The sequence below is a fragment of the Arthrobacter sp. NA-172 genome, from assembly GCF_043952055.1.
Taxonomy (GTDB): domain Bacteria; phylum Actinomycetota; class Actinomycetes; order Actinomycetales; family Micrococcaceae; genus Arthrobacter.
In genome coordinates, this window is sequence record NZ_JBINOT010000001.1 from 999,658 (window position 1) to 1,023,568 (window position 23,911).

The 23,911-nt window shown below is 59.8% G+C and carries 21 protein-coding genes and 2 pseudogenes; 16 read left to right on the forward strand and 7 right to left on the reverse strand.

Going from position 1 to position 23,911, the window contains the following annotated elements:
• Positions 1–226 precede the first annotated feature (226 nt).
• From istA to ACF0H6_RS05055, 3 genes and pseudogenes are all read left to right on the forward strand, one after another.
• A pseudogene (istA, locus tag ACF0H6_RS05045) lies at positions 227–1,776 on the forward strand (IS21 family transposase).
• Entirely contained in the window at positions 1,773–2,519 is a 747-nt protein-coding gene (locus ACF0H6_RS05050; protein ID WP_395248692.1) for an ATP-binding protein, read from the forward strand. The pseudogene istA and the gene ACF0H6_RS05050 overlap by 4 nt, the downstream one beginning before the upstream one ends.
• A gap of 239 nt (positions 2,520–2,758) precedes the next feature.
• The gene (locus ACF0H6_RS05055) at positions 2,759–3,241 is read left to right on the forward strand and encodes a hypothetical protein (protein WP_395248693.1); all 483 of its coding nucleotides are present in this window, start codon (positions 2,759–2,761) and stop codon (positions 3,239–3,241) included.
• 273 nt (positions 3,242–3,514) lie between these two features.
• On the opposite strand, the gene ACF0H6_RS05060 is transcribed toward ACF0H6_RS05055, so the two are convergent.
• Positions 3,515–3,736: a hypothetical protein gene (locus ACF0H6_RS05060; RefSeq protein ID WP_395248694.1), complete on the reverse strand. Its 222-nt coding sequence runs from the start codon at positions 3,734–3,736 to the stop codon at positions 3,515–3,517.
• Between the two features lie 70 nt (positions 3,737–3,806).
• Between ACF0H6_RS05060 and ACF0H6_RS05065 the strand changes: the two genes are divergently transcribed.
• From ACF0H6_RS05065 to ACF0H6_RS05075, 3 genes are all read left to right on the forward strand, one after another.
• Positions 3,807–5,873, forward strand: coding sequence for a lysozyme (locus tag ACF0H6_RS05065; protein WP_395248695.1), 2,067 nt, complete (start codon positions 3,807–3,809; stop codon positions 5,871–5,873).
• Between the two features lie 184 nt (positions 5,874–6,057).
• Positions 6,058–7,077, forward strand: coding sequence for a substrate-binding domain-containing protein (locus ACF0H6_RS05070; protein ID WP_395248696.1), 1,020 nt, complete (start codon positions 6,058–6,060; stop codon positions 7,075–7,077).
• A complete protein-coding gene (locus tag ACF0H6_RS05075) occupies positions 7,074–8,771 on the forward strand; it encodes a DUF2142 domain-containing protein (RefSeq protein ID WP_395248697.1) in 1,698 nt (565 codons plus the stop codon). Before ACF0H6_RS05070 ends, ACF0H6_RS05075 begins: the two co-directional genes overlap by 4 nt.
• 114 nt (positions 8,772–8,885) lie before the next feature.
• Here the strand turns inward: ACF0H6_RS05075 and ACF0H6_RS05080 are convergent, their stop codons facing one another.
• From ACF0H6_RS05080 to ACF0H6_RS05090, 3 genes are read right to left on the reverse strand one after another with little or no spacing between them, the layout of a single operon-like run.
• Positions 8,886–10,295 carry a sugar nucleotide-binding protein gene (locus tag ACF0H6_RS05080; protein ID WP_395248698.1) on the reverse strand — a complete coding sequence of 470 codons (1,410 nt, stop codon included), beginning with the start codon at positions 10,293–10,295 and terminating at the stop codon, positions 8,886–8,888.
• Positions 10,296–10,298: 3 nt separating this feature from the next.
• Positions 10,299–11,297, reverse strand: coding sequence for a dTDP-glucose 4,6-dehydratase (gene rfbB / locus ACF0H6_RS05085; protein WP_395248699.1), 999 nt, complete (start codon positions 11,295–11,297; stop codon positions 10,299–10,301).
• A 34-nt stretch (positions 11,298–11,331) separates the two neighbouring features.
• The gene (locus ACF0H6_RS05090) at positions 11,332–12,087 is read right to left on the reverse strand and encodes a glycosyltransferase (protein ID WP_395248700.1); all 756 of its coding nucleotides are present in this window, start codon (positions 12,085–12,087) and stop codon (positions 11,332–11,334) included.
• Between the two features lie 96 nt (positions 12,088–12,183).
• On the opposite strand from ACF0H6_RS05090, the gene ACF0H6_RS05095 reads away from it, so the two are divergent.
• The 10 genes and pseudogenes from ACF0H6_RS05095 (at position 12,184) to ACF0H6_RS05140 (ending at position 20,252) form a co-directional block, all read left to right on the forward strand.
• The gene (locus ACF0H6_RS05095; RefSeq protein ID WP_395248701.1) at positions 12,184–13,422 is read left to right on the forward strand and encodes a polysaccharide biosynthesis protein; all 1,239 of its coding nucleotides are present in this window, start codon (positions 12,184–12,186) and stop codon (positions 13,420–13,422) included.
• A 10-nt stretch (positions 13,423–13,432) separates the two neighbouring features.
• On the forward strand, positions 13,433–13,786 hold the full coding sequence (locus ACF0H6_RS05100) for a glycosyltransferase (RefSeq protein ID WP_395248702.1): 354 nt from the start codon (positions 13,433–13,435) through the stop codon (positions 13,784–13,786).
• A gap of 10 nt (positions 13,787–13,796) precedes the next feature.
• Positions 13,797–14,366: a hypothetical protein gene (locus tag ACF0H6_RS05105; RefSeq protein WP_395248703.1), complete on the forward strand. Its 570-nt coding sequence runs from the start codon at positions 13,797–13,799 to the stop codon at positions 14,364–14,366.
• Between the two features lie 14 nt (positions 14,367–14,380).
• Positions 14,381–15,134, forward strand: a pseudogene (locus ACF0H6_RS05110) (glycosyltransferase family 2 protein).
• Positions 15,134–15,517: a DUF2304 domain-containing protein gene (locus tag ACF0H6_RS05115; RefSeq protein ID WP_395248704.1), complete on the forward strand. Its 384-nt coding sequence runs from the start codon at positions 15,134–15,136 to the stop codon at positions 15,515–15,517. The pseudogene ACF0H6_RS05110 and the gene ACF0H6_RS05115 overlap by 1 nt, the downstream one beginning before the upstream one ends.
• A gap of 8 nt (positions 15,518–15,525) precedes the next feature.
• The gene (locus tag ACF0H6_RS05120) at positions 15,526–16,413 is read left to right on the forward strand and encodes a glycosyltransferase (RefSeq protein WP_395248705.1); all 888 of its coding nucleotides are present in this window, start codon (positions 15,526–15,528) and stop codon (positions 16,411–16,413) included.
• 10 nt (positions 16,414–16,423) lie between these two features.
• Positions 16,424–16,594 (forward strand): hypothetical protein, encoded by a 171-nt coding sequence (locus tag ACF0H6_RS05125; protein ID WP_395248706.1) that lies wholly within the window; start codon positions 16,424–16,426, stop codon positions 16,592–16,594.
• 25 nt (positions 16,595–16,619) lie between these two features.
• The gene (locus ACF0H6_RS05130; RefSeq protein WP_395249885.1) at positions 16,620–17,339 is read left to right on the forward strand and encodes a glycosyltransferase; all 720 of its coding nucleotides are present in this window, start codon (positions 16,620–16,622) and stop codon (positions 17,337–17,339) included.
• 72 nt (positions 17,340–17,411) lie between these two features.
• Positions 17,412–18,275 (forward strand): glucose-1-phosphate thymidylyltransferase RfbA, encoded by an 864-nt coding sequence (gene rfbA / locus ACF0H6_RS05135; protein WP_395248707.1) that lies wholly within the window; start codon positions 17,412–17,414, stop codon positions 18,273–18,275.
• Between the two features lie 9 nt (positions 18,276–18,284).
• Positions 18,285–20,252, forward strand: coding sequence for a DUF6541 family protein (locus ACF0H6_RS05140; RefSeq protein WP_395248708.1), 1,968 nt, complete (start codon positions 18,285–18,287; stop codon positions 20,250–20,252).
• Positions 20,253–20,301: 49 nt separating this feature from the next.
• On the opposite strand, the gene ACF0H6_RS05145 is transcribed toward ACF0H6_RS05140, so the two are convergent.
• The 3 genes from ACF0H6_RS05145 to ACF0H6_RS05155 are packed head-to-tail and all read right to left on the reverse strand — an operon-like array spanning position 20,302 to position 23,899.
• The gene (locus ACF0H6_RS05145; protein WP_395248709.1) at positions 20,302–21,063 is read right to left on the reverse strand and encodes an ABC transporter ATP-binding protein; all 762 of its coding nucleotides are present in this window, start codon (positions 21,061–21,063) and stop codon (positions 20,302–20,304) included.
• Between the two features lies 1 nt (position 21,064).
• Positions 21,065–21,934, reverse strand: a complete 870-nt coding sequence (locus tag ACF0H6_RS05150) for an ABC transporter permease (protein WP_395248710.1) — start codon at positions 21,932–21,934, stop codon at positions 21,065–21,067.
• Positions 21,935–23,899: a glycosyltransferase gene (locus ACF0H6_RS05155; protein WP_395249886.1), complete on the reverse strand. Its 1,965-nt coding sequence runs from the start codon at positions 23,897–23,899 to the stop codon at positions 21,935–21,937.
• Positions 23,900–23,911 lie beyond the last annotated feature (12 nt).

Genomic DNA, 23,911 nt, shown 5'->3' on the forward strand with positions numbered 1-23,911 from the left:
CGGTGATTACGAGCGAGTTTTGACACCCCCAAAAGTCGCAGCTAATAACAAATGAATGCCCACTGAATATTTGCGCTTTTGGGGTCCATCTGTCGTGTGTTTGGGGGCCGGTTGGCAGAGCGCGCAGTAGCGGCCTTGGGTGCCGGTAGTGGCGTGTCTGGGGGCCACCGAGTTTAGGCTCCTTCCGTCGTGTGTATAGGGCGCACGGCGGAAGGAGTAATCATCAATGGTACGGAAGATTAGAGCGAAGCTCGTGTTGCAGTTGCGCGCCGAGGGCCTCTCAGGCCGGGCAATCGCGGCATCGCAGGGAATGTCGCGCAAGAGCATCACGGCGGTGCTGGAGGCTGCCGACGCGGCCGGCGTGGTTTGGGACGATATCGCCGACAGCACGGACCGCGAGGTGTATGCCCGGTTGTTCCCGGGGCGCGGTGAGCATCAAAGCGTGTTCGCGCAGCCGGACTGGGAGCAGGTCCACCGGGAGATGGCCCGGGTCGGGGTGACGCTGAAGCTGCTGCATGGCGAGTACGCCGATTCATGCGCCGCTACCGGGGAGCCGATGATGGGTTATGACCGGTTCTGCAGGACCTACCAGCGGCATGTGTTGGTCACGGGGGCGGCATCCCGGGTCGGGCATAAAGCCGGGCAGACGGTGGAGGTCGACTGGTCGGGGCCGACGATGCAGCTGGCCGATCCGGTCGCGGGCAAGGCCAGGACCGTGTATCTGTTCGTGGGATGCCTGCCTTTCAGCCGGTATGCGTTCGTTGAACCCGCCCTGGACATGAAGCAGGACACCTGGTTGCGGGCCCACGTGGCGATGTTCGAGGCCTTCACCGGTTCGGTGCCGCGGATCGTGCCGGACAATCTGAAGACCGGTGTCATCAAGCATCCCCGTGAGGGCGAGGTCGTGCTCAATGACGCTTACGGGAGATGGCGGCGCACTATTCGGCGGCGGTGCTGCCGGGGAGGGTGAAACACCCGAAGGACAAGGCCAGCGTGGAGAACACGGTCGCCCACGTGGCTACGCTGGATCATCGCCGGGCTGCGTCAGCGGCAGTTCACTTCGTTGCCGGAGCTCAGGGCCGCCATCATCGAGCGGGTGGCGGCCTACAATGCGGAGCCGTTCCAGAAGCGGGCCGGGTCCAGGGCCAGCGTGTTCGCAGCCGAGGAGCAGCCGTTGCTGACGGGGCTGCCGGCGGCGGCCTACGAGATCAGCAAGTGGGCATACGGGCGCCGGGTGGGCCGGAACGGGCACGTGGTCTGGGAGAGGAACTACTACTCGGTGCCCTTTGCCAATATCGGCACCACGGTGGACCTGCGGATCACCGATCGGGTGATTCAGGCCTACCGGGGCACCGAACGGCTGACCAGCCACCTGCTGCTGCCCGAGGGCGCGGCCAACGAGTACCGCACCAACGACGCCGACCTGCCAGCCGGCGAGAAGTACCGGCAGTGGGACCCGGCCCGGGTGCGGGAGTGGGCCGGACGGATCGGACCGGCGGCGGTGACCGTGGTCAACCGGATCTTCGAGTCCGTCCCGGTCGACGAGCAGGGCCTGGACGCGGCACTGGCCGTGTTGCGGCTCTCCCGGCGGTACTCGGCGCGGCCTGCCGGCTTGCGTTGGCAGGCCGGGTGCGGTCCCCGCGGTATGCGCATCTGCAGCCGATCCTGGCCACAGATCAGGACAAAGCCGCCGGTCTCAGGCCACCACGGGATGAACCGGCCGAACACGGCGGATACGTGCGCGGCGCCGAATACTACGCCGGTGGTGCCAAGTGAGCGGGATCGATATCGAAACCAAACGCAAGCTCCGCGAGATGGGTGCCGCCCCGATGCTGGAGGCGCTCGAGGCTCAGGACGAGACGCTCGTGCTCGGCATGGCCTTCGAGGAACGGCTCCGCCTGATCGTCGACGAGGCCCACTCCGGGTTCAACCACGCCAAAGTTGAAGGACTGATCCGGCGGGCCGGGCTACGCTACCCAGGCGCGGATCTGCGCCGGCTCGACCTCGTGGACGAGCGTGGTCTGGACCGGAACGTGATCGCCCAGCTCGGCACGTGTTCGTTCATCGAACGGCAGCAGAACGTCGTGCTTCAAGGATTCACCGGATCCGGGAAGTCCTACCTGGGGTGCGCTCTGGCCAAACAGGCCTGCCAGCACCGGATCCGGGCCCACTACGTCCGCATGCCCGACCTTGAGGAAGCCTGGGCGCTGGCGAAGGACAAGCCACAGGGACAAACCAAATTCCTGAACAAGTACGCGGCCTTCACCCTGCTCGTGATCGACGAATGGCTTCTCGACCACCCCGACGAAGGCATGCGCAGCATGCTGCTGGAGCTGCTCGAGCGCCGGTACGACACAGCTTCGACCGTGTTCTGCACCCAATACGCCAAAAAAGACTGGCACCAGCGGCTCGGCTCCGGCGTCCACGCCGATGCGATCATGGACCGCATCGTGCACAACACCATCTGGGTCGATACCGGCAACCACAACATGCGCCAACACTCCGCCATGAAGCAGTAAGAACACGTCGGTGGGAGCCGGTGGCCCCCACAACCCCGGCCACTGGCCCCCACCGGCAATATCAATGGCCCCGAAAGGGAATATCAGGTGGCTTCCAAACCTTCAAATACTCACCCACGATGAGTACTGGCAAATCCGATCTGTGCAAGCGGAAACACATATGCCCCTGAAGGTCCCACCAGTCAGGTTGAATTGAAAGGGAATGACGGGAACCTTCTTCCTTCCCTCCGGCTACCTGAATGCGCCGACCTCTGAAAAGCAAAACCGCTCCAACGCTGACTGAAGTCGCTGAACCGTTGCCGTGTCCAGCAGCGGACCTCTATTTCACCAGGGCACGTGACGAGGTGGACAACAACAGCACCCCGGTGGCACCGAACCGAACTGTCTCTTTCCAAGTCGGCGGGGTGAGTGGAATACCGACGACGGTCTCGGCAGTGACGCTTAGACTCACGGTTGCGAATCCGACGTCGTTCGGTTTCGTCACGGCCTACCCCTCCGGGACCGCGAGACCGAACGCTTCGAACCTGAACTACGCCGCCGGGCAGATCGTGCCCAAGCTGGTCACCGTACCGGCAGGGGCCGACGGGAAGGTCACCCTTTACAGCGCGTCGTCCGGTACAACTCAACTCATCACGGAACATCGCGGACCGCGACCGTTCGTCCGCGGCCCAGGGTGTCGTGCCGGCGCTGGCCAACTGAGGGCTTACGATTTCGAAGGCTGATATGGCAGTGGAAGCAACTGCCGCTTCTTTTACCCGCCACGCGGGGGATTCACTCAAGTCCCACTGACCACATTGGCACCACCTTGCACATCGATGTTATGGTTGCCTTCGAATTAGATGTGCCAATAGTCAATTACCGCCGCACCGCAGGTTTGCAGCGGCGGAATAATCGGGTGCCGATCTGCCAGGAAACGGTATTCTCACGTGGAGCCAAGAAATGAAGACCATTCAATCTAAAGCCTCTGCCTCCACTCTCCGGGCGCGCACCTTCCATCATCTTGCGCTAACCGCCATGTGCGGCGCAGCGGTCTTGCTTCTTTCGGCGACGACGGCGATCGCGGCACCGGCGCCTTCCCCGACAGCGTCCACCGCAACCTCGACGCAGTCGACGCCGGTACCCTCGCCGACCGCGTCACCCACAGCTCCTCGGCAATCAACGCCTTCGCCGACGTCGTCGTCGGGCGCCACGACCCAGCCGGCATCGCCGTCACCCACCCCGACCAGCTCAACCAGCGCAGATCGCCAAGCCGCAATGCGGGCGGCCGCTGGTCCGGGTGGTGCGCAAATGGGACAACGCTCCCCGCGTGTACAAGGACTCCTGACAACACAAAGCAGCTGGACTCCGCCGTTCGGCGTCCAGGGCCTCGATGTCAGCTCCTACCAGCCTTCAGTCGATTGGCAGGCACAGTGGAACATGGGCGTGCGCTTCGCCTACGTCAAGGCCACTGAGGGGAACTACTACACGAGTCCTACATACAGTTCGCAGTACAACGGTTCCCGCAGTGTCGGAATGATCCGGGGCGCCTACCACTTCGCGATTCCCAGTTGGTCAACAGGTGCGGACCAAGCAAACTACTTCGTACAAAACGGCGGGGGATGGAGCTCCGACGGGGCAACGATGCCTCCGGTCCTCGACATCGAATACGCGCCGTCATACGTGGGAACAAATAGCTGCTACGGGATGTCGCCCTCCGCGCTCGTCGCGTGGATCCACAACTTCGGCGATACAGTCCGTTCCCTCACGGGCCGGAACCCAATGATCTATTCGACGACCGACTGGTGGCAGACCTGCACAGGCGATGCGACCGGATTCAGCGACTATCCCCTCTGGATTGCGTCGTACACCACCAACACGGCAATCAGCGTCCCGTCCAGCTGGTCGACATACAGCGTGTGGCAGTACAGCAGCACCGGACCCTTCGCCGGCGACTCCAATGTTTGGAACGGGGACTACTCCTCGCTGCAAAAATTCGCCGGCGATCCGGCAAGGGGTTCCTTCGATTCGCTCGCCTTGGTCCGGGACACCACCTCGGCATATCTCAGGTTCACAGGTTGGTCGGTTGACCTCTCAAGACCGTGGGTATCGACTCCCGTCAACATATCGGTAACGGATCCGAACAACACCACCACCGGGTATTCCTATACCGCTAACAGCTACCGGCCAGATGTGGACCAGGTATACGGCTATGGCCCGGCGCACGGCTTCGACAACAACATCCAAATCACCGCATCGGGCACGTATAAGGTTTGTGCCAGTGCGGTCAGTGTGAACGGCACCGTCGATCTTGGTTGCAAGAGCTTTCAGGCAAGTGGTGTTGAACCGCCGGTCGGTTCCTTCGATACGTTGTCTCAGGTCCGTACGCCCACCGATGTTTCGCTGCGCCTGACCGGCTGGGCAGTGGACCGCGCGAACGCCAGCACTGCTTCGTTCGCTGATGCGTACATCACGGACCCCAGCGGACAGACCACGGGCTATCGCATCGCTGCAAACGGATCCAGGCCTGACGTGGGAACCGCCACCGGGTACGGCCCGAACCATGGTTTCGATAAGTCGTTCAGCCTCAGCAACGCCGGCAATTACCACGTGTGCGTTTACGCCATTGGGCAGTACTACAACACAGCTATGGGCTGCAGAGACATAACGGTCGGGTCCAACCCGGCGCCGAAGGGTTACTACGATTCCATTCGCATAGTGCAGGCGCCGGGCGCGGCCAACATCGTGGTGACGGGCTGGGCCTTCGATCCCACCAACACCGCAGCCAGCATTCCTGTCCATGTGTATGTCCAGGCTCCGGATGGAAGCACTGTCGGCACTCCTTTTACTGCAAACCAATCACGGCCCGACCTGAACAATGCCTTCGGAATAACCGGCAATCACGGGTTTAGTGCTTCGGTGGGCGTCAAGAGCACCGGCACTTATACCGCGTGCGCTTACGCCATACCTGTCGCTCCCCTCGCGTCCGGCAATACGGCACTTGGATGCATGGCCATCCAGATTGGCAACACGCCTAGCCCCAGCGGTTATCTCGATTCAGTTGGAATTGCCAGTGTCTCGGGACAAGCCAATATCAGGGCGACTGGATGGACGTACGACCCAGCGGTTCCGGGCTCGTCCAACCCTGTGCATGTGTACATCACCTATCCGGACGGCACTCGTCAGGGATACCCCTTTACGGCCAATCTCCCCCGGGCCGATGTGAACAATGCCTTTGGTCTCACGGGAAACCACGGCTACTCCACCTTGGTTCCTGTGACTCAACGGGGCAAATATTCCGTCTGCGCCTACGGCATCGGCATAGCGCAGTTCAGCTCAGGAAACGTATTGCTCGCTTGCCAAAACCTCACATACTGAACTGACGGGGACACGACGGGCGTCGCACCCCTACCGCTTAGCTCCTGCCGTGCCGCTGCCCACGGGCCGCGGCCTGCAGGCTGAACGGTTAGGGTTATTAAGACGCAAGTCTCAGCTATACCCGTCATCGAAAGGACCCCCGGTGCATCATCGGTCGATTCCCCGGGCGGCAGGATGCCTCCTGTTGCTCGGCATCAGCTTGGCCGCCTGTGCCAGTCCCCCAGCCAAGCAGGAAGTCCGCGGCGCTCTGACTGCGATTGGAAGTCCCATCCAAAGCGATCCGATCGGTGCTTGGGCCAGTGCCTGGAAGAATACCCACACAGCCACTTCATTGAACTACTCACCGGACGGCGCCGACGTCGGGCTGAATGCCCTGGCCACAGGCCAGGCCTACTACGCTGCCCTGGACGCCCCTTTGACGCAGCAACAACAGGACTCGACAAAGGCTCAGTGCGGCCCCGGCGGCGCGTTCAGCGTCCCGACCTCGGTCACCTCGATCGGTGTCGTATTCAACATGCCAAGCATCCGGAGCCTCAAGCTCAACCCGGACGTCCTTGCGAAGATTTTCTCCGGCGACATCAATCGCTGGAACGACAAGGCGATCGCGGCCATCAATCCGGGAACCACGCTGCCGAACGGGCCAATTGTTCCGATCACCGCCACCACGGCTTCGGCCCTCACCTCCGCCAGTACGCGTTATCTCTCGACCTCCGCCAATTGGTCCGCGGGGGTGACCGCCAAGTGGGCGAAGGCACCGGGCGGCCAGCAGGTCAAGAACTTCAGCGACGTCGCGAAGAAAGTCGACGATACCGCCGGCGCAATCGCATTCATGGATACAGCGTCGATTGGATCCCGGTTTGACACAGCTTTGTTGTCCTTCGGGGGCGGTTTCGTCAGGATGTCGAAAGACTCCGTGGCTGCAGCGGTCCAAGACGGCACAACCACTACGGCAGGCACGGGCGTCGAATTCCATCTTCCGGACAAGACGGATCACGGCTATGCCTTGGGGAACGTGAACTACCAGGCATTTTGCACCACCTACAAGAACGAGCATGTTGCTTCCCTTGTGAAGTCCTGGGCGGATTTCGTGGTCGGTGCCAACGGGCAGGTTGCCGCAACGTATTTCGCAGGGGTGGCCTCACCCAGCGAACAATCCCTGCAGGATGCTTCGCGCCTGATTGAGAAGATCGGGAGCACCCAGTGATCCACCAACCAGCTACCAACGGCCCCACACGCCTCGACACGTCGGAAGAAAAGCCCGCGCCTGCGGGGCGTCTCCGATCCCGGGCCCGAAATGTATCGCCTGAAACCAAGGCGGGCTTCGGATTCTTCATCCGCATCTTTGCGTTATTGGCCGCGCTGATCACCTTGTGGATCCTCGCCACTCCACTGATGGCTTATCCTGACGAGCCCGCGCACACGATCAAGGCTGCGGCCGTCGCGCGCGGCCAGTTCTTCCCGGCGCTAGGCGAGTCCTATGGCAACGGCATCCATGTGCAGGTGCCCTCCTACATTGCCAACGTCGACTCCCAGCGGTGCTTTGCCTTCATCATCGGGAAACCCGCAGGTTGCGCGCCCGATATCCCCCTTGATGACAGCTACACGACCATTGGCGTGACTTCAGCCGGCTTGTACAACCCCTTCTACTATTGGTTCGTCGGGCTGCCCAGCCTCTTCATGTCCGGGGCTCCCGCGATCTTCGCCATGCGGATCGTCAGCGGACTTATGTCCGCGGCCTTCTACGCTGCCGGTTTCACCGCATTGTCCAGGCTCCGGCATCCCAAGTGGCCCATGGTTGCGGCCGCGGTTGCCACGACGCCCATGGTGTTCTTCCTGGCTACCGGCGTCAATCCAAATTCACTCGAAGTCGCGGCATCGATGGCGGCGTTCTGTGGTTTGGTCTCTGTCCTTGAGAACTCAAGGCAACTCCATCTTGCCCGCCCCGGAATCCTGGCAGTCGGCATATCGGCCGCGACATTGGCCAACACAAGGAATGTCTCCTTAGTGTGGCTTCTTTGCGGCGCAATCGTGGCTTGCCTCTTCTTCCGAGGGGCCGACATCGTCGCGATCTTCCGCAACCGGCTATTGCTCGTCGTTGCAGGGCTGTCCGCGATCGGGGTGGCGCTCGGTGTCATGTGGAACTTCGTCATGCTGGCGGCGCCGCCGTCAGCCGGCGAAGCACCTGCCGGAATCTCCAACACGGTCGAAGGTCTTCGCCCGTCCAACGCATTCGTCACTATGCTGGACCGTTCCTTCGATTTCGTGAATCAGTACATCGGGGTCGCTGGTTGGCTTGATGCTCCCGTGCCCCAAGCAGTCCTGATGTTTTGGAACATGCTGCTCATAGCGCTCTTGCTGATGGTTTTCCTGATGCGCCCAGCGCGATTGCAACTGGGTTTCTGGGTGGCCATTGGCATGCTTGCAGTGGTTCCTGCCTTGGTTCAGGCGGCCCTCATTACCACCAGCGGTTTCATTTGGCAGGGAAGGTACAGCCTGCCACTGTTCGCGATCGCGGTCATTTCGGCCGGCCTAGCGCTTCGCTTCCGGAACTTCAAGTCCAATCTCATCAGCCGGAGACTCACCAAGATCTTGTTGTGGGCGGGGTGCGTAGCCCATCTGTATGGCTTCGTGTACATCCTGCGGCGCTACGTGGTTGGCATCCCGGATTTCGCGAACTGGCTGGTGATGTTCACAAAGCCGGATTGGCAGCCGCCTCTTTCGTGGGAAGTCCTCACAATCCTTTTCGCTGCCGCGTTAGTGTTTGCCGCATCCCGGCTATATCGCTTCCTCTATCCCGGCATGCACTTCCTCCCGGACAGAGTGAACCGTGCTCTGCGTTGGGCGGCGCGCCGCCCCTCATCCAGCGTCCCGGTCAAAGTAAGCAGCCCAGTCAAATAAGTAATCCAGTCAAGTAGGCAGCCCGTCCGGTAACCAACCCGGCCGGAAGAGACGAAACGCAAAGGGTCTGGCCAGGCGATGCCTGGCCAGACCCTTTTAGCTTTGTCCTAGCAACTAGCCCCGAAGATACTCAGCCAGCCTGCCGGCGCTGCTGGCTGGAGCGAATCCTGCGTCTTTGATCTTGCCCAGGCTCAGGGTGCTCTTCAGCGGACGCGGCGCCGCGGCTTTGCCAGCGAAGTACTCCTCGGTGCTCACGCCTGTAACGTCAGCCCCCGATGCGCCGCAGAGCTCGTAGACGTCGCCTGCGATGTCCGCCCAGGATTGCGGTTCGCCATCATTGCTGAGGTTGTAGGCACCATACGGGGCGTTGGACTCCAGCAAGTGCTTGATTCCGGCCGCGATGTCTTCCGTGAAGCTGAGCCGCCCGATCTGGTCATTGACGACGCTCGGCTTGATTCCACGGTTAGCGAGCGAGGCCATGGTCCGGACGAAGTTGTTGCCCTCTCCAATGACCCAGCTGGTCCGCACAATATAGTGGCGCGGAACCACACTGACAACGGCGTCCCCGGCGGCCTTGGTCTGGCCGTAGACGCCAAGCGGGGTGAACGGCTCATCCTCGTCATGCGATTCGCGCGTTCCATCGAATACATAGTCCGACGAGATATGGACCAAAGTCAGATCCTGCTCAATCGCGGTCCTGGCCAAGCGTGCCACTGCGGATACGTTGACCTGCCAGGCGGCTTCCCGGCCCTCGGAGCTTTCAGCAGCGTCGACGGCGGTGAATGCGGCCGCGTTGACGATCGTGGAGTATTTCTTCCAGTTCCGCGCGGCAAACGACTCGTCCTTCGACAAGTCAAAATCCGCCCTTGCTGCGAACTCGACGGAAGCGTCGCCGTCGTACGCTGCACGCAACGCCTTACCGAGCTGTCCGTCGGCACCCACGACGAGGATCTTTCGGGCAGGCATCGGCGCCACTTCGGCCAAGCGTGGGTGGGCTTTGTCCTTGTCAGAGAGCTCTGCCTGATCCAACGGGACGGGCCAGTCGATAGCCGCTGTTTCGTCTGCAAGGTTCAGGAACGTGTATTGGCTCTGAGCGTCCGCGGACCAATGGTCATTGACCAAATACGTGTAGGCAGTGTTGTCTTCCAGCGTTTGAAACGCGTTGCCCACCCCGCGCGGAATGAAGATGGCCTGGCTCGGATCAAGCTCCGTGGTGAAGACCGCTCCAAAGGACGGACCTTCGCGCAAGTCGACCCAGGCACCGAAAATCCGGCCTGTGGCCACAGAGATGAACTTGTCCCACGGCTCCGCGTGGATCCCGCGGGTTGTACCTGCCTTCTCGTTGAAGGAAATGTTGTTCTGAACCGGGCGGAAGTCCGGCAAACCAAGAGCCAGCATCTTCTCGCGCTGCCAGTTCTCCTTGAACCACCCGCGGTTGTCGCCGTGAACGGGGAGGTCATAGACAACCACGCCCGGAATCGGCGTTTCGTGGGCAGCGAGAGGCTTCGAGAACTCGATCGTCATCTTCTACTGTCCCTGTTCCTTGTACTTGGCTTCAGTAGCAGCTTTCTGCGACCGCCACCAGGACTCATTGTCCCGGTACCAAGCAATGGTGGCCTCTATTCCGGCGTCGAAGTTGGAATATTCCGGCTGCCAGCCGAGTTCGTCGCGGAGCTTGCTGGAATCGATCGCATAGCGGAGGTCGTGGCCAGGCCGGTCCACAACGTGGTCGTAAGCGTCAGGCGACTGGCCCATGTGCTTGAGGATGAGCTCAACAACGTCCTTGTTGTTCTTCTCGCCATCAGCGCCGATCAGGTACGTCTCGCCGATCCGGCCCTTTTCAATGATCGCAAGCACGGCGGACGAGTGATCATTTGCGTGAATCCAGTCACGAACGTTCTCGCCCTTGCCATAGAGCTTGGGCCGGATTCCGTCAATCACATTGGTGATCTGGCGGGGAATGAACTTCTCGACGTGCTGGTACGGACCATAGTTGTTGGAGCAGTTGCTGATGGTCGCCTGGAGTCCGAAGGACCGCACCCAAGCGCGCACCAACAAGTCGGAGCCCGCTTTGGTTGAAGAGTAAGGACTCGACGGATTGTAGGGGGTAGCTTCCGTGAAGCGCTCAGGGTCGTCCAATTCGAGGTCACCGTAAACCTCATCCGTGGAGATGTGGTGGAAACGCTTGCCGTGCTTCCGTGCGGCCTCGATCAGCGTGTACGTTCCAATGATGTTGGTGTCCAGGAACGGGCGTGGGTCGTGCAAGGAGTTGTCGTTGTGCGACTCCGCTGCGTAGTGGACAACCACGTCACAGTCTCCAACGAGCCGATCCACCAGCTCAGCATCGGAAATGTCGCCCTGAACAAACTGGAACCGTTCCTTCGGTAGGCCATTCAAGGATTCAAGATTGCCCGCGTACGTTAGTTTGTCGAGAACCGTAACGTTGTCTTCGGTCCGCTCGAGGACATAGTGGACAAAATTCGAACCGATGAAGCCGGCACCGCCGGTGACCAGAAGTTTTTGCATGAGACCAGCCTACCGAACGCCAAGGTCAAGGCAGTCAAGACCTCAGGCGCACCCGGCGTGTGGCTTCGAACATGAGTCGAAGAATCATGATGCGTGCCTTCACGATTCTCGACAAGGAACGCCACCCTGCCGGTGTCTGGTTGTCGTCATGCAACCGGCGAAGCACAGTGGATTCATCGAGGTGGCGAATCGAACGGGCAACATTGCCGCAGATGGCCAGCCAAAGGTCATGGGATTCATTGACATACGCAGGGATCGGCACGAAATAGCTCAGCGCTTCCCGGCGGAAGCCCATCGCGCACCCGTAGTACGCCCGGTATCCGAGCAGGATCGCAAAAAGATTGGCCAGATGCCGTCGGGAGTCCGACGAGCGCAGGCGAGGGATCCACGGCCGAGGTCCACCACCGAGGACGTCAAAATTTCCAGCAACGATCTTGTGGTCTGCCAACGCCGCCAGCATGCGGTCCACTCTCCCATGAACCCACACGTCGTCCTGGTCGGAAAGCATGATGAACTCGCCCCGGCTCAATTCCACGGCCTGTTCAAACGTCCGGACATATCCCTTGTTGACCGATGCTCCAACGAAGCGGATTCTGGGGTCCACATTGGCACTGACGATTGCCGCGGTGTTGTCGGGCGACGCATCGTCCACAATCACCAACTCATCGTCAGGCCCAAGGTCACTGAGAATGGAGTCAATCTGCTCTTCAATAAAGAGGGATCCCTTGTAAGCCGCCATGCAGACACTCACCCGGATCGCCTGCCCGTCCGGCGTCGTCGAATCGTTCATGAACTCCACTCTAGGCGAGTTGCCAAGACGTAGGCGGGCATGCCTAATCACGTATCATCGTAAGGTCACGCCGTCGAGCAATAGGACCTATCAGTAATGAAACCCGTGTTGCTCCGACTCGCCGGCTTCACGCTGCTTCCTCTTCTCGCCTTGGTACTGCCCTTCCTCCTGTTGCCTGTCATCGCCCGCGTCGTAGGTGCCGCGGGGTGGTCGAGCATTACATCCGGCCAAGCCATCGGGGTCTTTGGCGCCACCATCATTCTATGGAGCTGGAATATTTCCGGCCCCGTTGCCATTGCGCGGAGCCGCTCCCCCAAGGATCGCGCGTCGATTTATTCAAGAAGCCTGCGGACGCGGATTGTCATTGCCGTCGTGGTCCTTCCGCTCATGAGCATCGTCGTGGCCCTCGTCGCACGCGAGGGCTACCGTCTCGACGCAATCACGATGGCCTGGTCCACGGCCCTCACGGGGTTTTCTCCAGCGTGGTTCGGAATCGGCACCGGTCAACCGCGGATTTTGGCTATTTACGACACCCTCCCCCGGTTTTGCGGAGCACTGCTGAGCGTTCCCCTGATTATTCTCACAGGGCAGATTTGGATCTATGGTGTCCTCGCACTGCTCGCAACCGTTGCCGCATTGGTGGCGTTCCAGCGGCGGTTCGGAGAAGTCGGCACCTGGTTTCCAGCGCGTCCCGGGAATGTCATTCGGGAGATCGCTCCGGAAACGGGGACCGCGGCCATCAATTTTGCCGGCAGCGCCTACGCCTCGTCCCCCGTTCCTATCGCAACCGCAACTGTGCCGCTCGCCACGGCAACGGCCGGTTTTGCTTCTGCGGACAGCATCTACCGGTTCGGTCTTTTCAGCGTCGTGGCCGTCGGGAACACTTTTCAAAGCTGGACTCTTGAAGGCAGTCCGGAGGACTCCCGACGGCGGCATGCAGTGGCACTGCTGACCAACCTCGCGCTCGGGGCAGTCGGCGCGCTTGGTTTGGGATTCCTTGGTCCTTGGGCTTCAGCGATCCTGTTCAGCGATGTAAACAAGGCGGACACCGTGACATCGGTCTTCTATGGGCTGTCCTTCTTTTTCCTCTCGGCGTCTACACCGCTGATCAGAAATCTCCTCATTCCAGCCGGGCGTCAAAGAACAGTCCTGATCTGGACGGGGCTGTCGGCCGTGGTTGGAGTCGCGTTCATGGTCGTGGCGGGCCTAGGCTCGAATGTTTCGGGTGTGGCACTGGGAATGGCCATCAGCGAGGCATTGCTCTTCTTCGGACTTCTCCTTCCGGCGTCAAGGCTGCTACCCGCCAAGGCGCTTCCTGTAAGTGTGGACAGGTAGGATCGTCTCCGTGATTGAAAGCCCACAACGACGAACCGCAGCAGTCATCGCTGCGTTCAACCCGGACGATGATCTGCTTAGCAACGCTGAATCCATTGGGAAGCAAGTTGACGAAATCATCGTCGTCGACGACTGCAGCACGTCGCCGGCGTCGGAGTCGATCCTTGATCAGCTTGCCGCGACCGGAGTGAAGATCCTGCGGCTGAGCAGCAACTCCGGCATTGCTGCCGCGCTCAATTTCGGAATCGAAGAATTGGAGTCGACAACTCGACCTGATTTTGTGCTGACCTTCGATCAGGATTCACTCCCAGTTCCAGGATTACGTCGCAAAGGCGCTTGCGACGCTCGACCGCGCGACCGCTGATGGACACAAAGTGGGCTTCGTAAGTGCTGAAACGTTCAGCGGACATCCAGTACCGTCCCTCGGAACGTCCAACGGATTGTCAGAAGCGTTCGACCCCATGCAGTCAGGCTTCTTCATACCGAGTTCCACTTTGGCCGATGTCGGCAAGTTCGAGGCGGGGTTCTTCATCGACTGCGTGGATTCCGAGTTCACTGCACGCGTGAGGGCTGCCGGCTACAGCATCGTCATCGGGACCGGCTGCGAAGTCGGGCACCGCCTCGGCGCGCGTCTCCCGGCGAAGGTACTAGGACTGCCTCTGCGGCTTCGTGGAAATGATTTGTCCTTCAACTACTACTCACCTTTCCGGATGTACTACATCATGCGGAACGGGACTACCCTCGCGCGGAGGTACTGGCTTCGCAATCCAGGATGGGTCCTGCGGCGGATGGTCGAAGACGCGAAGGCACAGCTTCTCCGCTTCGCGTTCAGCCCGGATCGACGATATCTGGCGATCGCCGCTTGGGAGGGGCTCATCGATTCATGCCGCGGACGGCAAGGTCGTATCAGCCAAGATCTCCTCAACCGCATCCAGCCACGTTGACATATAGGAGAACGATGGAAATTCATGATTCAACGAGGGTCCTGGTCATCATGCCGGCATGGAACGAAGCCGAATCAGTGGGCAACACAGTTCGCGAAGTGCTTGGAGTCGGACGCCCCTACGATGTCTTGGTCGTCAATGATGGTTCCACCGATGCCACAGCGGAACTTGCCGCGGAGGCAGGCGCCACGGTACTGAACCTTCCCTTCAACCTCGGCGTCGGCGGAGCCATGCGCGCTGGCTTCAAATACGCCAAGCGCTTGGGCTACTGCCGGGTCATCCAGGTCGACGCCGATGGGCAACATGACCCGCGGAATATCGGCGAAGTCCTCGCTGGACTTGAGCATGCCGACATTTCGATCGGTGCCCGATTCGCTGAGAAGGGCGAATACCAGGGTAAGCGGGCCTCGGAAGTGGGCAATGCAATTCCTCGCGAAAGTCATCTCCGGCCTGGCAAAAACCCGCCTCACCGACGTGACGTCGGGCTTCAGGGCCGCCAACGATCGTGCCATCACCCAATATCTGGACCACTACCCTGCCGAGTACCTGGGCGACACCATCGACTCTCTCGTCGTAGCAATCCGTTCGGGATGCAAGGTAACCCAGATCCCGGTCGCGATGCGCCCGCGGCAGGGCGGCACTCCTAGCCACAACCCCGCCAAGGCAGCGATCTATCTTGGCCGCTCCACGTTCGCGCTCCTCTTCGCGCTTACCCGTAAGCGGTCCGCCATTCCATCTGTATCATCGTCGGCCCAGGGGGCTTCCTGATGGGAAATCTTGCTGCCTTCCTCCTCGCTTTGGCGATTGTGGGAATTGTGTTTGAGATGCTTCGGCGCAAGAAGCTTCGTGAGAAGTACGCTGCGCTGTGGCTTGTCGTCGGCATCGGAACGCTTGTCCTTGCTGCGTTCCCGCGACTGCTGACTATCGTTGCCGAGCTGGTCGGCGTGCAGCTGCCATCAAACCTGCTATTCATCATCAGCATCCTGCTGCTGTTGGGAGTCTGTTTACACCTGTCCTGGGAGATTTCCGTCGTTGAAGACGAGACCAGGACGTTGGCTGAAGAAGTTGCCATCATGCGTGCCCTCCTTGAGCGCCTGCAGAGCACCGAAACCGCGGAGGATGACACCCCAACTCCCTCCAGCCCGAAGTAAGGAACCGAATGGCCCTGGACATCTTCATCCCCTATTGGGGGGATCCTGACTACATGCGGCAGGCAGTTGACAGCGTACTGGCACAGGATTCGCACGATTGGCTCCTGACCGTTGTGGACGACGCGTATCCCGGTGACGAGGTCCGCCTATACCTGGAGCAGATCAACGATCCTCGAATCACCTACATTCGCAAGGAAAACAACGAGGGCATTACGGAGAACTTCCGGACATGTGTCTCACTGGCAACACAGGACACGCTGGTAGTCATGGGTTGCGACGACGTCCTCTTGCCCAACTTCGTTGACGTCGCGCTCCGTGCCCACAAGGACTTCCCGGATGCCTGGATCATCCAGCCAGGCGTGCAGGTGATCGATGAAGCCGGCGAAACCGCGCGGCCGATTGCGGATCTTGTGAAGCAGCACTTGGTCAAACCCCGCGGATCCCAAGCCAGGGTGGTCAGCGGCGAGAAGTTGGCCGTCAGCCTCCTTCACGGCGACTGGCTCTATTGGCCGTCTTTGATTTTCCGACGGGACAGGATCACGGACTTCGATTTTCGTGACGGCCTCCACGTCATTCAGGATCTTGGACTGATCATCGACATGGTCCTGGCAGGGGCCGAGCTACTCATCGAACCCGAAGTGTGTTTCGCATACCGCAGACACACTGGCAGCGCTTCATCGAGCAAGCTGCTGGATGGTTCCCGTTTCGCCGGGGAGCGTGCATATTTCGATCTTGCCGCCGATCTCTGCATGAAGAGAGGATGGCGGAAGGCATCGCGAGCCGCGGCCTTGCGCATCACGTCCAGGGCGTATGCACTCCTCCTCCTCCCGAATGCGGCATTGCACGGCGGCCGCGCGGCAGTCGGTTCCCTCCTTCGGCACACTCTTGGAAACTAGGGAAATCGACGTGAACCCCGATAATGACGCGTCCACGCGGCTGAGCCACGTTGCCGCCGTAGTTACCGCCTTTCGGCCGACGGCTCACCTGGTCGAAAACGTCTCGTCCTTGCTTCGGCAACTAACAACTGTGGTCGTCGTCGACGACGGCGGCGGACCTGCGTTTCGACCAGGTCTTTGACTCCGCTGAGGAAGCCGGCGCTTTGGTGCTGCGTCTCAAGGAAAACTCCGGAATTGCATCAGCTCTGAACGCGGGGATCGAACTGGCACGAACCAAGCCTGTCGAGTACATCATCACGGTTGACCAAGATTCGCTCCTGACCGCCGAATATGTCCGCCGGCTAGTGGACGCTGCTGACTCTGCGGCGGCTGCCGGTATCACCCCGGGGCTCGTATCGCCTGCACGAATTCATGGCAATCCGGTCAAAACAGCTGGTTCGAAGTCCGGAGTCCCGCTGGGTCGCGAGCCAATTCAATCAGGATTGCTGATACCGGTTTCCACCCTGGATACGATCGGCAACTTCTGGGACGGCTTGTTCATCGACCTCGTGGACACGGAGTACTACTTCCGCGCCCTCGACGCTGGGCTGCCAACGGTACTAGCGGATGCGGAATTCGATCATTCGCTGGGGACGTTGGTAGATGCCAACATTTGGGGCAAAGACATCAATTTTCAGGATAGGGCCCTGAAAGTCCGCATCGCGGCTTCCTGGCGCTATTACTACATCTTCCGAAACAGGATTCTTGTCGGTCGGCGATATATCAAAGTCCATCCGGGCTGGGTAGCGGGGGGTTTGTTCTTGGACCTAAGGCACCTCCTTTTCGTCACCGTGCTTGCACCGGGCCGCGCTGCACGTCTGAAGTCAGCGTTCAAGGGAACCATTGATGGCATCCGTGGGCGAAGCGGACGGGCGCACACCAGCTAGACGTTTGGATCCTGTCCCCGCGTTCAACTGCTGGTTTTGCCGCGGACTGGAAGGTAGGGGATGATGGAGACCATGCGTGGAATCATTCTTGCCGGTGGCACCGGCTCTCGGCTGCATCCTATTACTCACGGCATCAGCAAGCAGTTGGTCCCGGTGTACGACAAGCCAATGATCTACTACCCCCTCTCCACGCTCATCCTGGCGGGCATTCGCGACATCCTCGTTATCACGACGCCGCATGACGCAGAGCAGTTTCAACGGCTCCTGGGGGACGGATCCCAGTTCGGCGTGAACATTTCCTACGTCCAGCAGCCTTCACCTGACGGACTCGCCCAAGCGTTTATCCTCGGCGAGGAACACATCGGAAATGAAACCGTCGCCCTCGTACTGGGTGACAACATCTTCTACGGGCAGGGCATGGGCACGCAATTGCGGAAGCATGCAAACATCGACGGCGGCGCCGTCTTTGGTTATTGGGTGAAAGACCCCAAGGCCTACGGCGTGGTGGAATTCGATGAAGACGGCAAGGCGATTTCACTTGAGGAAAAGCCTGAACACCCCAAGTCGCATTATGCAGTTCCCGGCCTGTATTTCTATGACAATGACGTTGTGGAGATCGCGAAGAATCTGAAACCTTCGGCTCGCGGCGAGCTCGAAATCACCGACATCAACCGGACATATCTTCAGAACGAAAAGCTTCGTGTCGAGATCCTTCCGCGGGGCACTGCCTGGCTCGACACTGGTACTTTCAACGATCTGAACGACGCCTCAAACTTCATCCGGACGGTAGAGAACCGCCAGGGCCTGAAGATCGGCGCTCCTGAAGAAATCGCGTGGCGGCAGGGCTTCCTTTCAGACGACGAGCTGCGTGAACGTGCCGAGCCTCTGATAAAGAGTGGTTACGGAGCATATCTCCACGGCCTGCTCGAAGGTTAGTCCCGGCCCGTGTGGTGGTCTGTCCTGCCGCAATTAGTCGGCGCTGCCCTGTTGCTGCTTGCGCCGGGCCTGCTTGTGGCACTGGGATTGCGCTACCGCGGGTTTGATGCCTTGGGCATCTCCCCTGCCCTCTCGGTAGGCGTGATCGCCATTGCTTCGACCGCGAGTCCGTTCGTGAATGTGCGGTTCAACCTGATTCCGGTGGCCGCTGTGGCCGTGGTGCTTGGCGTCGTCGCATTCTTTGTTTCGCGATCCCGCAGGGGCACGGAAAAGACCCCGAGACCAGGCCTTTGGCGGCGTTCCGTTCCGTTCGTTTCCGCCGGATTGGCGATGGTGGTGATCGGCGCCCGCGTCATGCAAGCTGTCGGCGCCCCCGAACATTTTTCTCAGACCTACGATGCCGTTTTCCATCTCAATTCCGTCAAGTACGCCCTTGACACTGGTAACGCCTCGTCCTTGACGATTGGAAACATGACCGGCGGCGGCTTCTACCCGGCCGGCTGGAACGCAGTGGCAACTCTGGTTGCCTCCACCTTCGCGCTGGACGTGCCTTCAGCGGTGAATATCACCAGCATCGTCATTGCGGCAGTATTTTGGCCACTGAGCTGTCTTTTGATGGCCCGGTGGGCCATTGGCCGCTCTGCTGCCGTGGCGCTGACAACGGGAGTCGCCTGCGCCTCACTTGGCGCGTTCCCGCTGCTGATGATGGATTTTGGTGTGCTATACCCCAATCTTTTGTCAATCAGCATTTTGCCCGGGTCCATTGCACTCGCCGTGGCGATTTCCCGCGTCTCCCCCACGTGGTTGCCCCGCGATCTGCCGGCGATCCTTGCCCTCTTGTTGAGTCTGTCCGGACTGGTCGTGGCGCATCCAACCACCTTCATGGCGTGGCTGACGTGGACTGCACCCATGGTTGGCGTCCTAGCTTGGAAGGCTTTCAAGCTCCGCCGAAGCGGTCTGCTACGTGTCCGCCGGGCAAGGCTAATAGCACGCTTGATCGCCTATTGCGTGGTCTTCATTGTCCTCTGGGTGGTTCTCCGGCCACCATCCGACGCATCGTTCTGGGGCCCGTACCACACAGCCCCTCAAGCTCTCGGCGAGGCTCTAGTTTTCTCCCCGCTAGATTTGCCGACCGCGTGGTTGGTGGCACCGGTCGCGTTGTTGGGTGTTTGGACATGCTTCAGGAGACCCCGGTATAGGTGGATCGCCGCCGTCTTCCTGATTTTCACTGTTTTGTTCGTCGTTGTTTCGGGCCTCCCCATTTCCAGGATGAGGAGCCTGCTTACTGGAGTTTGGTACAACGACAGCTACCGCATCGCTGCCCTTCTTCCAGTAGTTGCCGTCTTGCTTGCCGCGATCGGCGTCGAATGGATCTGCCATAACCCGCATGTTTCCCGGTGGTTCCAGCGGCTTTTCCGAAGTGGGCGCGTGCTTGGAGCCGGTCGTTCGGGTCTCGGCATTGCCCTTCAGGGCTGCGTAGGCGTCGTTCTCATTGCCATGGCCGTCTTTCTGGGGCAACTAGGCGGGGTCAACAAGGAAGTTGAGCAAGCGGCGTCGAAATATGCCTTGTCAGTGAACTCGCCCCTGGTCTCGAGCGACGAGTTGGCCATCATCCAAAGACTGCACAACGTTGTTCCGCAGGACGCAGTCTTGATCGGGAACCCGTATACAGGAGCGTCGCTTTCCTACGCTCTGGGTGACCGTAAGTCAGCGCAGCTTCATATTCTCAGTTACGTTTCCCCTGATCTCCAAGAGATATACGACCACTTGGGAACCATCTCGAAAGACCCTGATGTATGCAGGGCCGTCCGGAGCCAGCATACCTACTACGTTCTTGACTTCGGTCTGCTGGAAGTCCACGGCGGCAACCACACGCCGGCCGGCCTCACGCATCTGGACCAAAACCCGGGAGTGCAACTGCTCGACAGCCAGGGAGACGCCAAGGTCTACAAAATAGCAGCCTGCGGAAGTAACTGATCCAGGCTGTTTGCGATTCCGTGCCGCAGCGGACCGGTTCGAGCCGCTGCTAAGCGGCGGACCGCCGTCGAAGTTCCTTCACCACTGCGTGCACTTCGCCATCCATGATGATCTCACCGTGTTCCAAGAGCACGCCCCGCTTGCACACCGAAGCCACCAGATCCAGGTCGTGGCTCACCACGAAGAGAGTCTTACCTGCGGCCGCCAGTTCGTTGATTTTGGTGATGCATTTGCGTTGGAAAGGTTCGTCGCCCACAGCCAGGATCTCATCGATGAGGAAGACTTCGGGGTCTGTGTGGACCGCAATGGAAAACGCCAGCTTCAGGTACATGCCCGAAGAATAGAATTTGACCTCAGTGTCGATGAATTCTCCGATCTCGGAGAACTCAACGATTGAATCGAACATGTCATCGATCTGGCTCTGGCTCATACCTAGGATCGCGCCGTTGAGGTATACATTGTCACGGCCACTGAGGTCGTGATGGAACCCGGCCCCGACTTCGATGAGCCCAGCGACCCTTCCCCGCGTATGCACGGTACCCTCATCCGGCTGCAGGACTCCTGATATGAGCTTCAAGAGTGTTGATTTACCCGAGCCGTTGAGACCTAGCAAAGCCACGGTTTCGCCCTGTTCGACGTCCAACGAAACGTCCTTCAGCGCGTCAAACTTCTTGGACAGATCCCCTTTTCGCCCTGTCAGCAACCATACGATTGCTTCCTTCATGCTGCGGGTGTGCCTGAGCACAAATTTCTTCCGCAGATTGCGGCAGGTAATAGCCACGCTGTCGGAGACTCCCGTTGGTACAGCCATTTCAGAGTTCCTGGGCAAAATGTACGGACAGCTTCATGAAGACGAGCTGGCCGATCACGAGGACAAGTACAGCCACGCCAAAGGCTGATGGGAACCAGACAGTAAGCAGGTCCGGGGGCATGGAAATCGAGCCCGCTTGCGCGGGGCTCAGCGTCGGTGACCAAAACGCCCAATGGAAAATCTCGACGGCGACAGTCACCGGGTTCAGTTGGTACAGGAAGAACCAAGGACCCATGACCCGTTGCACCATTGGCCACACATAAAGCACGGGCGAGGCCCAAGTGACGATCATCAGGATCATGTCGACGATGTTCTCCGAGTCACGGAAGTACACATTCGCAGCGCCGAACAACAATCCGAGCCCGGTGGAAAGAATCGCCGTGAGAACGAAGGCCCCAACCACCGCTAGCAGTTGCCATATTGAAGGGCTCCAGCCAGTCAGCAAGCAAGCGCCGACCAACACCACCACTTGGGGAAGCAGGTGGGCCGCTGAAACCCATACCGTAGAGACCGGGAATAGTTCCCTGGGCAGGTAGATCTTACGGATGAGATCTCTATTGTCGACAATGGAACGCGTTGCGTTGCCTAGCGACTCCGTAAAGAAATTGACCAGCACGATTCCTGCAAAAAGATACACCGCGTAGTTCGGCGTTCCCTTTTGCATGTCGAGGAAAACACCGAGGGCCACGAAGTAGATCAAGAACTGCATCAACGGCTTCACGTACGACCACAGCAGTCCCAGCACAGAACCGCGGTAGCGGATCTTGATCTCCTTGCGGACAAGCAGTTGGAGAAGGAACTTGTGTTTGTAGACGTCGACGATGCCGCGGCCACGACCAGGTTGGACCAACTCGGTCACGGGCTGTGTCATCTAGTGACCTTCCTCGTCGGCCAGGCCAAACGTCTTCTTCCAGGCTTCCATGGAGGTGATCTCCGGCAGTGCCTTCCGGTACTGCTCCGAGAGTTTCTCCCATTGGCGATAGAGATTGGCGTGTTGTTTTCCTGCTTCGGCCAGCATGGACTTGAGCTTTTCGGGGTCCCGTTTGTACCAAGAGGCAGCCGTGCCGTCCGCATTGGAGACCACGACGCTGTCATAGTGCGCCAGCCGGAACCATCGGTTGTCCCGGTGGGCAAGGAAGCCTTGAGGCCGCTCTGCGGATTCTGCCGACGGCCTCTTCACCAACTGGCGGGCCACAGTGGTGACTCCCCATTTGACGAGATCCTTTTTGTTAGGAAGCCCGATGGGTTTGAGGCCGGAGGGCCCTTGGCCCAAGGCCGGAGCCGGGAAGTCATCAACGTTCTCCCGCATCTCTGCATCGGGATACTGCGACTTCAACGCATTAATTTCGCCGAGCTTCGTGGCAATATTGCGATGCAGGTGTTCGGGCCCGAGGAAGAGGTCCTGCAAAGCGTCGAGCCGGGACTGTTCGGTGAAGTACTGCATGGAAACCAAGTGCTTTACGTCGGCCTGGAACGATTCCCGAATAACGCGGCCCCCCTTCTTATAGGGGCTGTAGATCAGCGTTGTGATGAGGCGGTTCCGGCCATGGAAATAGGCCTGCCAGCCCACCAGATCGTCCTTGTCGATCCAGGACACATGCCACACTGCGGCACCTGGCAATGACACCGTGGCGAAACCTGCTTCACGAGCGCGAAGTCCGTACTCGGCGTCGTCCCACTTGATGAAGAGCGGGAGGGACAGCCCTATCTCCCGGATGATCGCGGTCGGGATCATGCACAACCACCAACCGTTGTAGTCGACGTCGACCCGACGGTGAAGCCACGGCGTTTGCCGAAGGTTCGCGACGCTGAAGTCATGCCTCATTTCCATATCGGCATGGGGCATTGCGGGCACAAAGCGATACGGATCCACCACTTCGCCAAAGGTGTGCAGTACGCTCCGGCTGTAGAGGTCGAACATGTGGCCGCCCACGATGGTGGGCTTACTGCAGTGGTCAGAGAAAACCAGCAGCCGCGAAATGCTTTCCGGCTCGATAACGACATCGTCGTCCAGCAGGAGCGCATAGTCGCTGCCGTTTTCCACAGCCTCATACATTCCGCGGGAAAAGCCACCGGAGCCACCGAGATTGGCTTGGTCGATGATCCGGAGCTTGTCTCCGAGTGCTGCCTTCACGTCGGCAAAACCGGGCTGCTCGGCGACCTTCTGTGTTCCTTGATCCACGATGAGGATCTCCCGGACGTGCTTCAGCACGTCCGGATGTTCCGAGAGGATCCTGGCGTTGTTAAGGCAGAAATCCGGCTTGTTCATAGTGGTTATTTCGAGGGTCACCGTGCCAGGATTACCCTCGCGCTCCGAGCCCTGCCATTCCGCGGAATCAAGCGTCAGTTCTTCGCGGCTGGAAGCAAGATCGAACCAGTACCAGCCGCCGTCGCCGAAGGGCTTCAGCGAAAGGTCGAATTCGGTAACGGCAGTGCCTTCGACACGTGCGCCGTCAACGCGCTGGATAGTGCCCCGCGCGTTCGACTTGTAGACCGTGACGGTGCCGTGGCCGGTTGTGCGGACAACGAGTCGGATCGACCGAAGGTCAGTCCAGCGGCGCCAGTAACTCGCTGGAAATGCATTGAAGTACGTTCCAAACGAGAGCTGCTCTCCAGCGCGGAGCCTGACCGAGCTCCTTGAGAGGACGTCTTCAAAATGGACCTCTTCGGTACCCGAACTGACGAAGTGCAGCTTCTCTTCAGAGGACTTGGGGTTCCGGGCGAACTCGTCGTTTTCGCGCAAGCGGATACCATTTGCGGGGCCGGCATCCACGTAGAGGGCCGTGGTGTCGAGTTGGTCATCGGCGGGCAGGATAACCCGCTGCAGTACTTGCATTTTGGTTTCGGT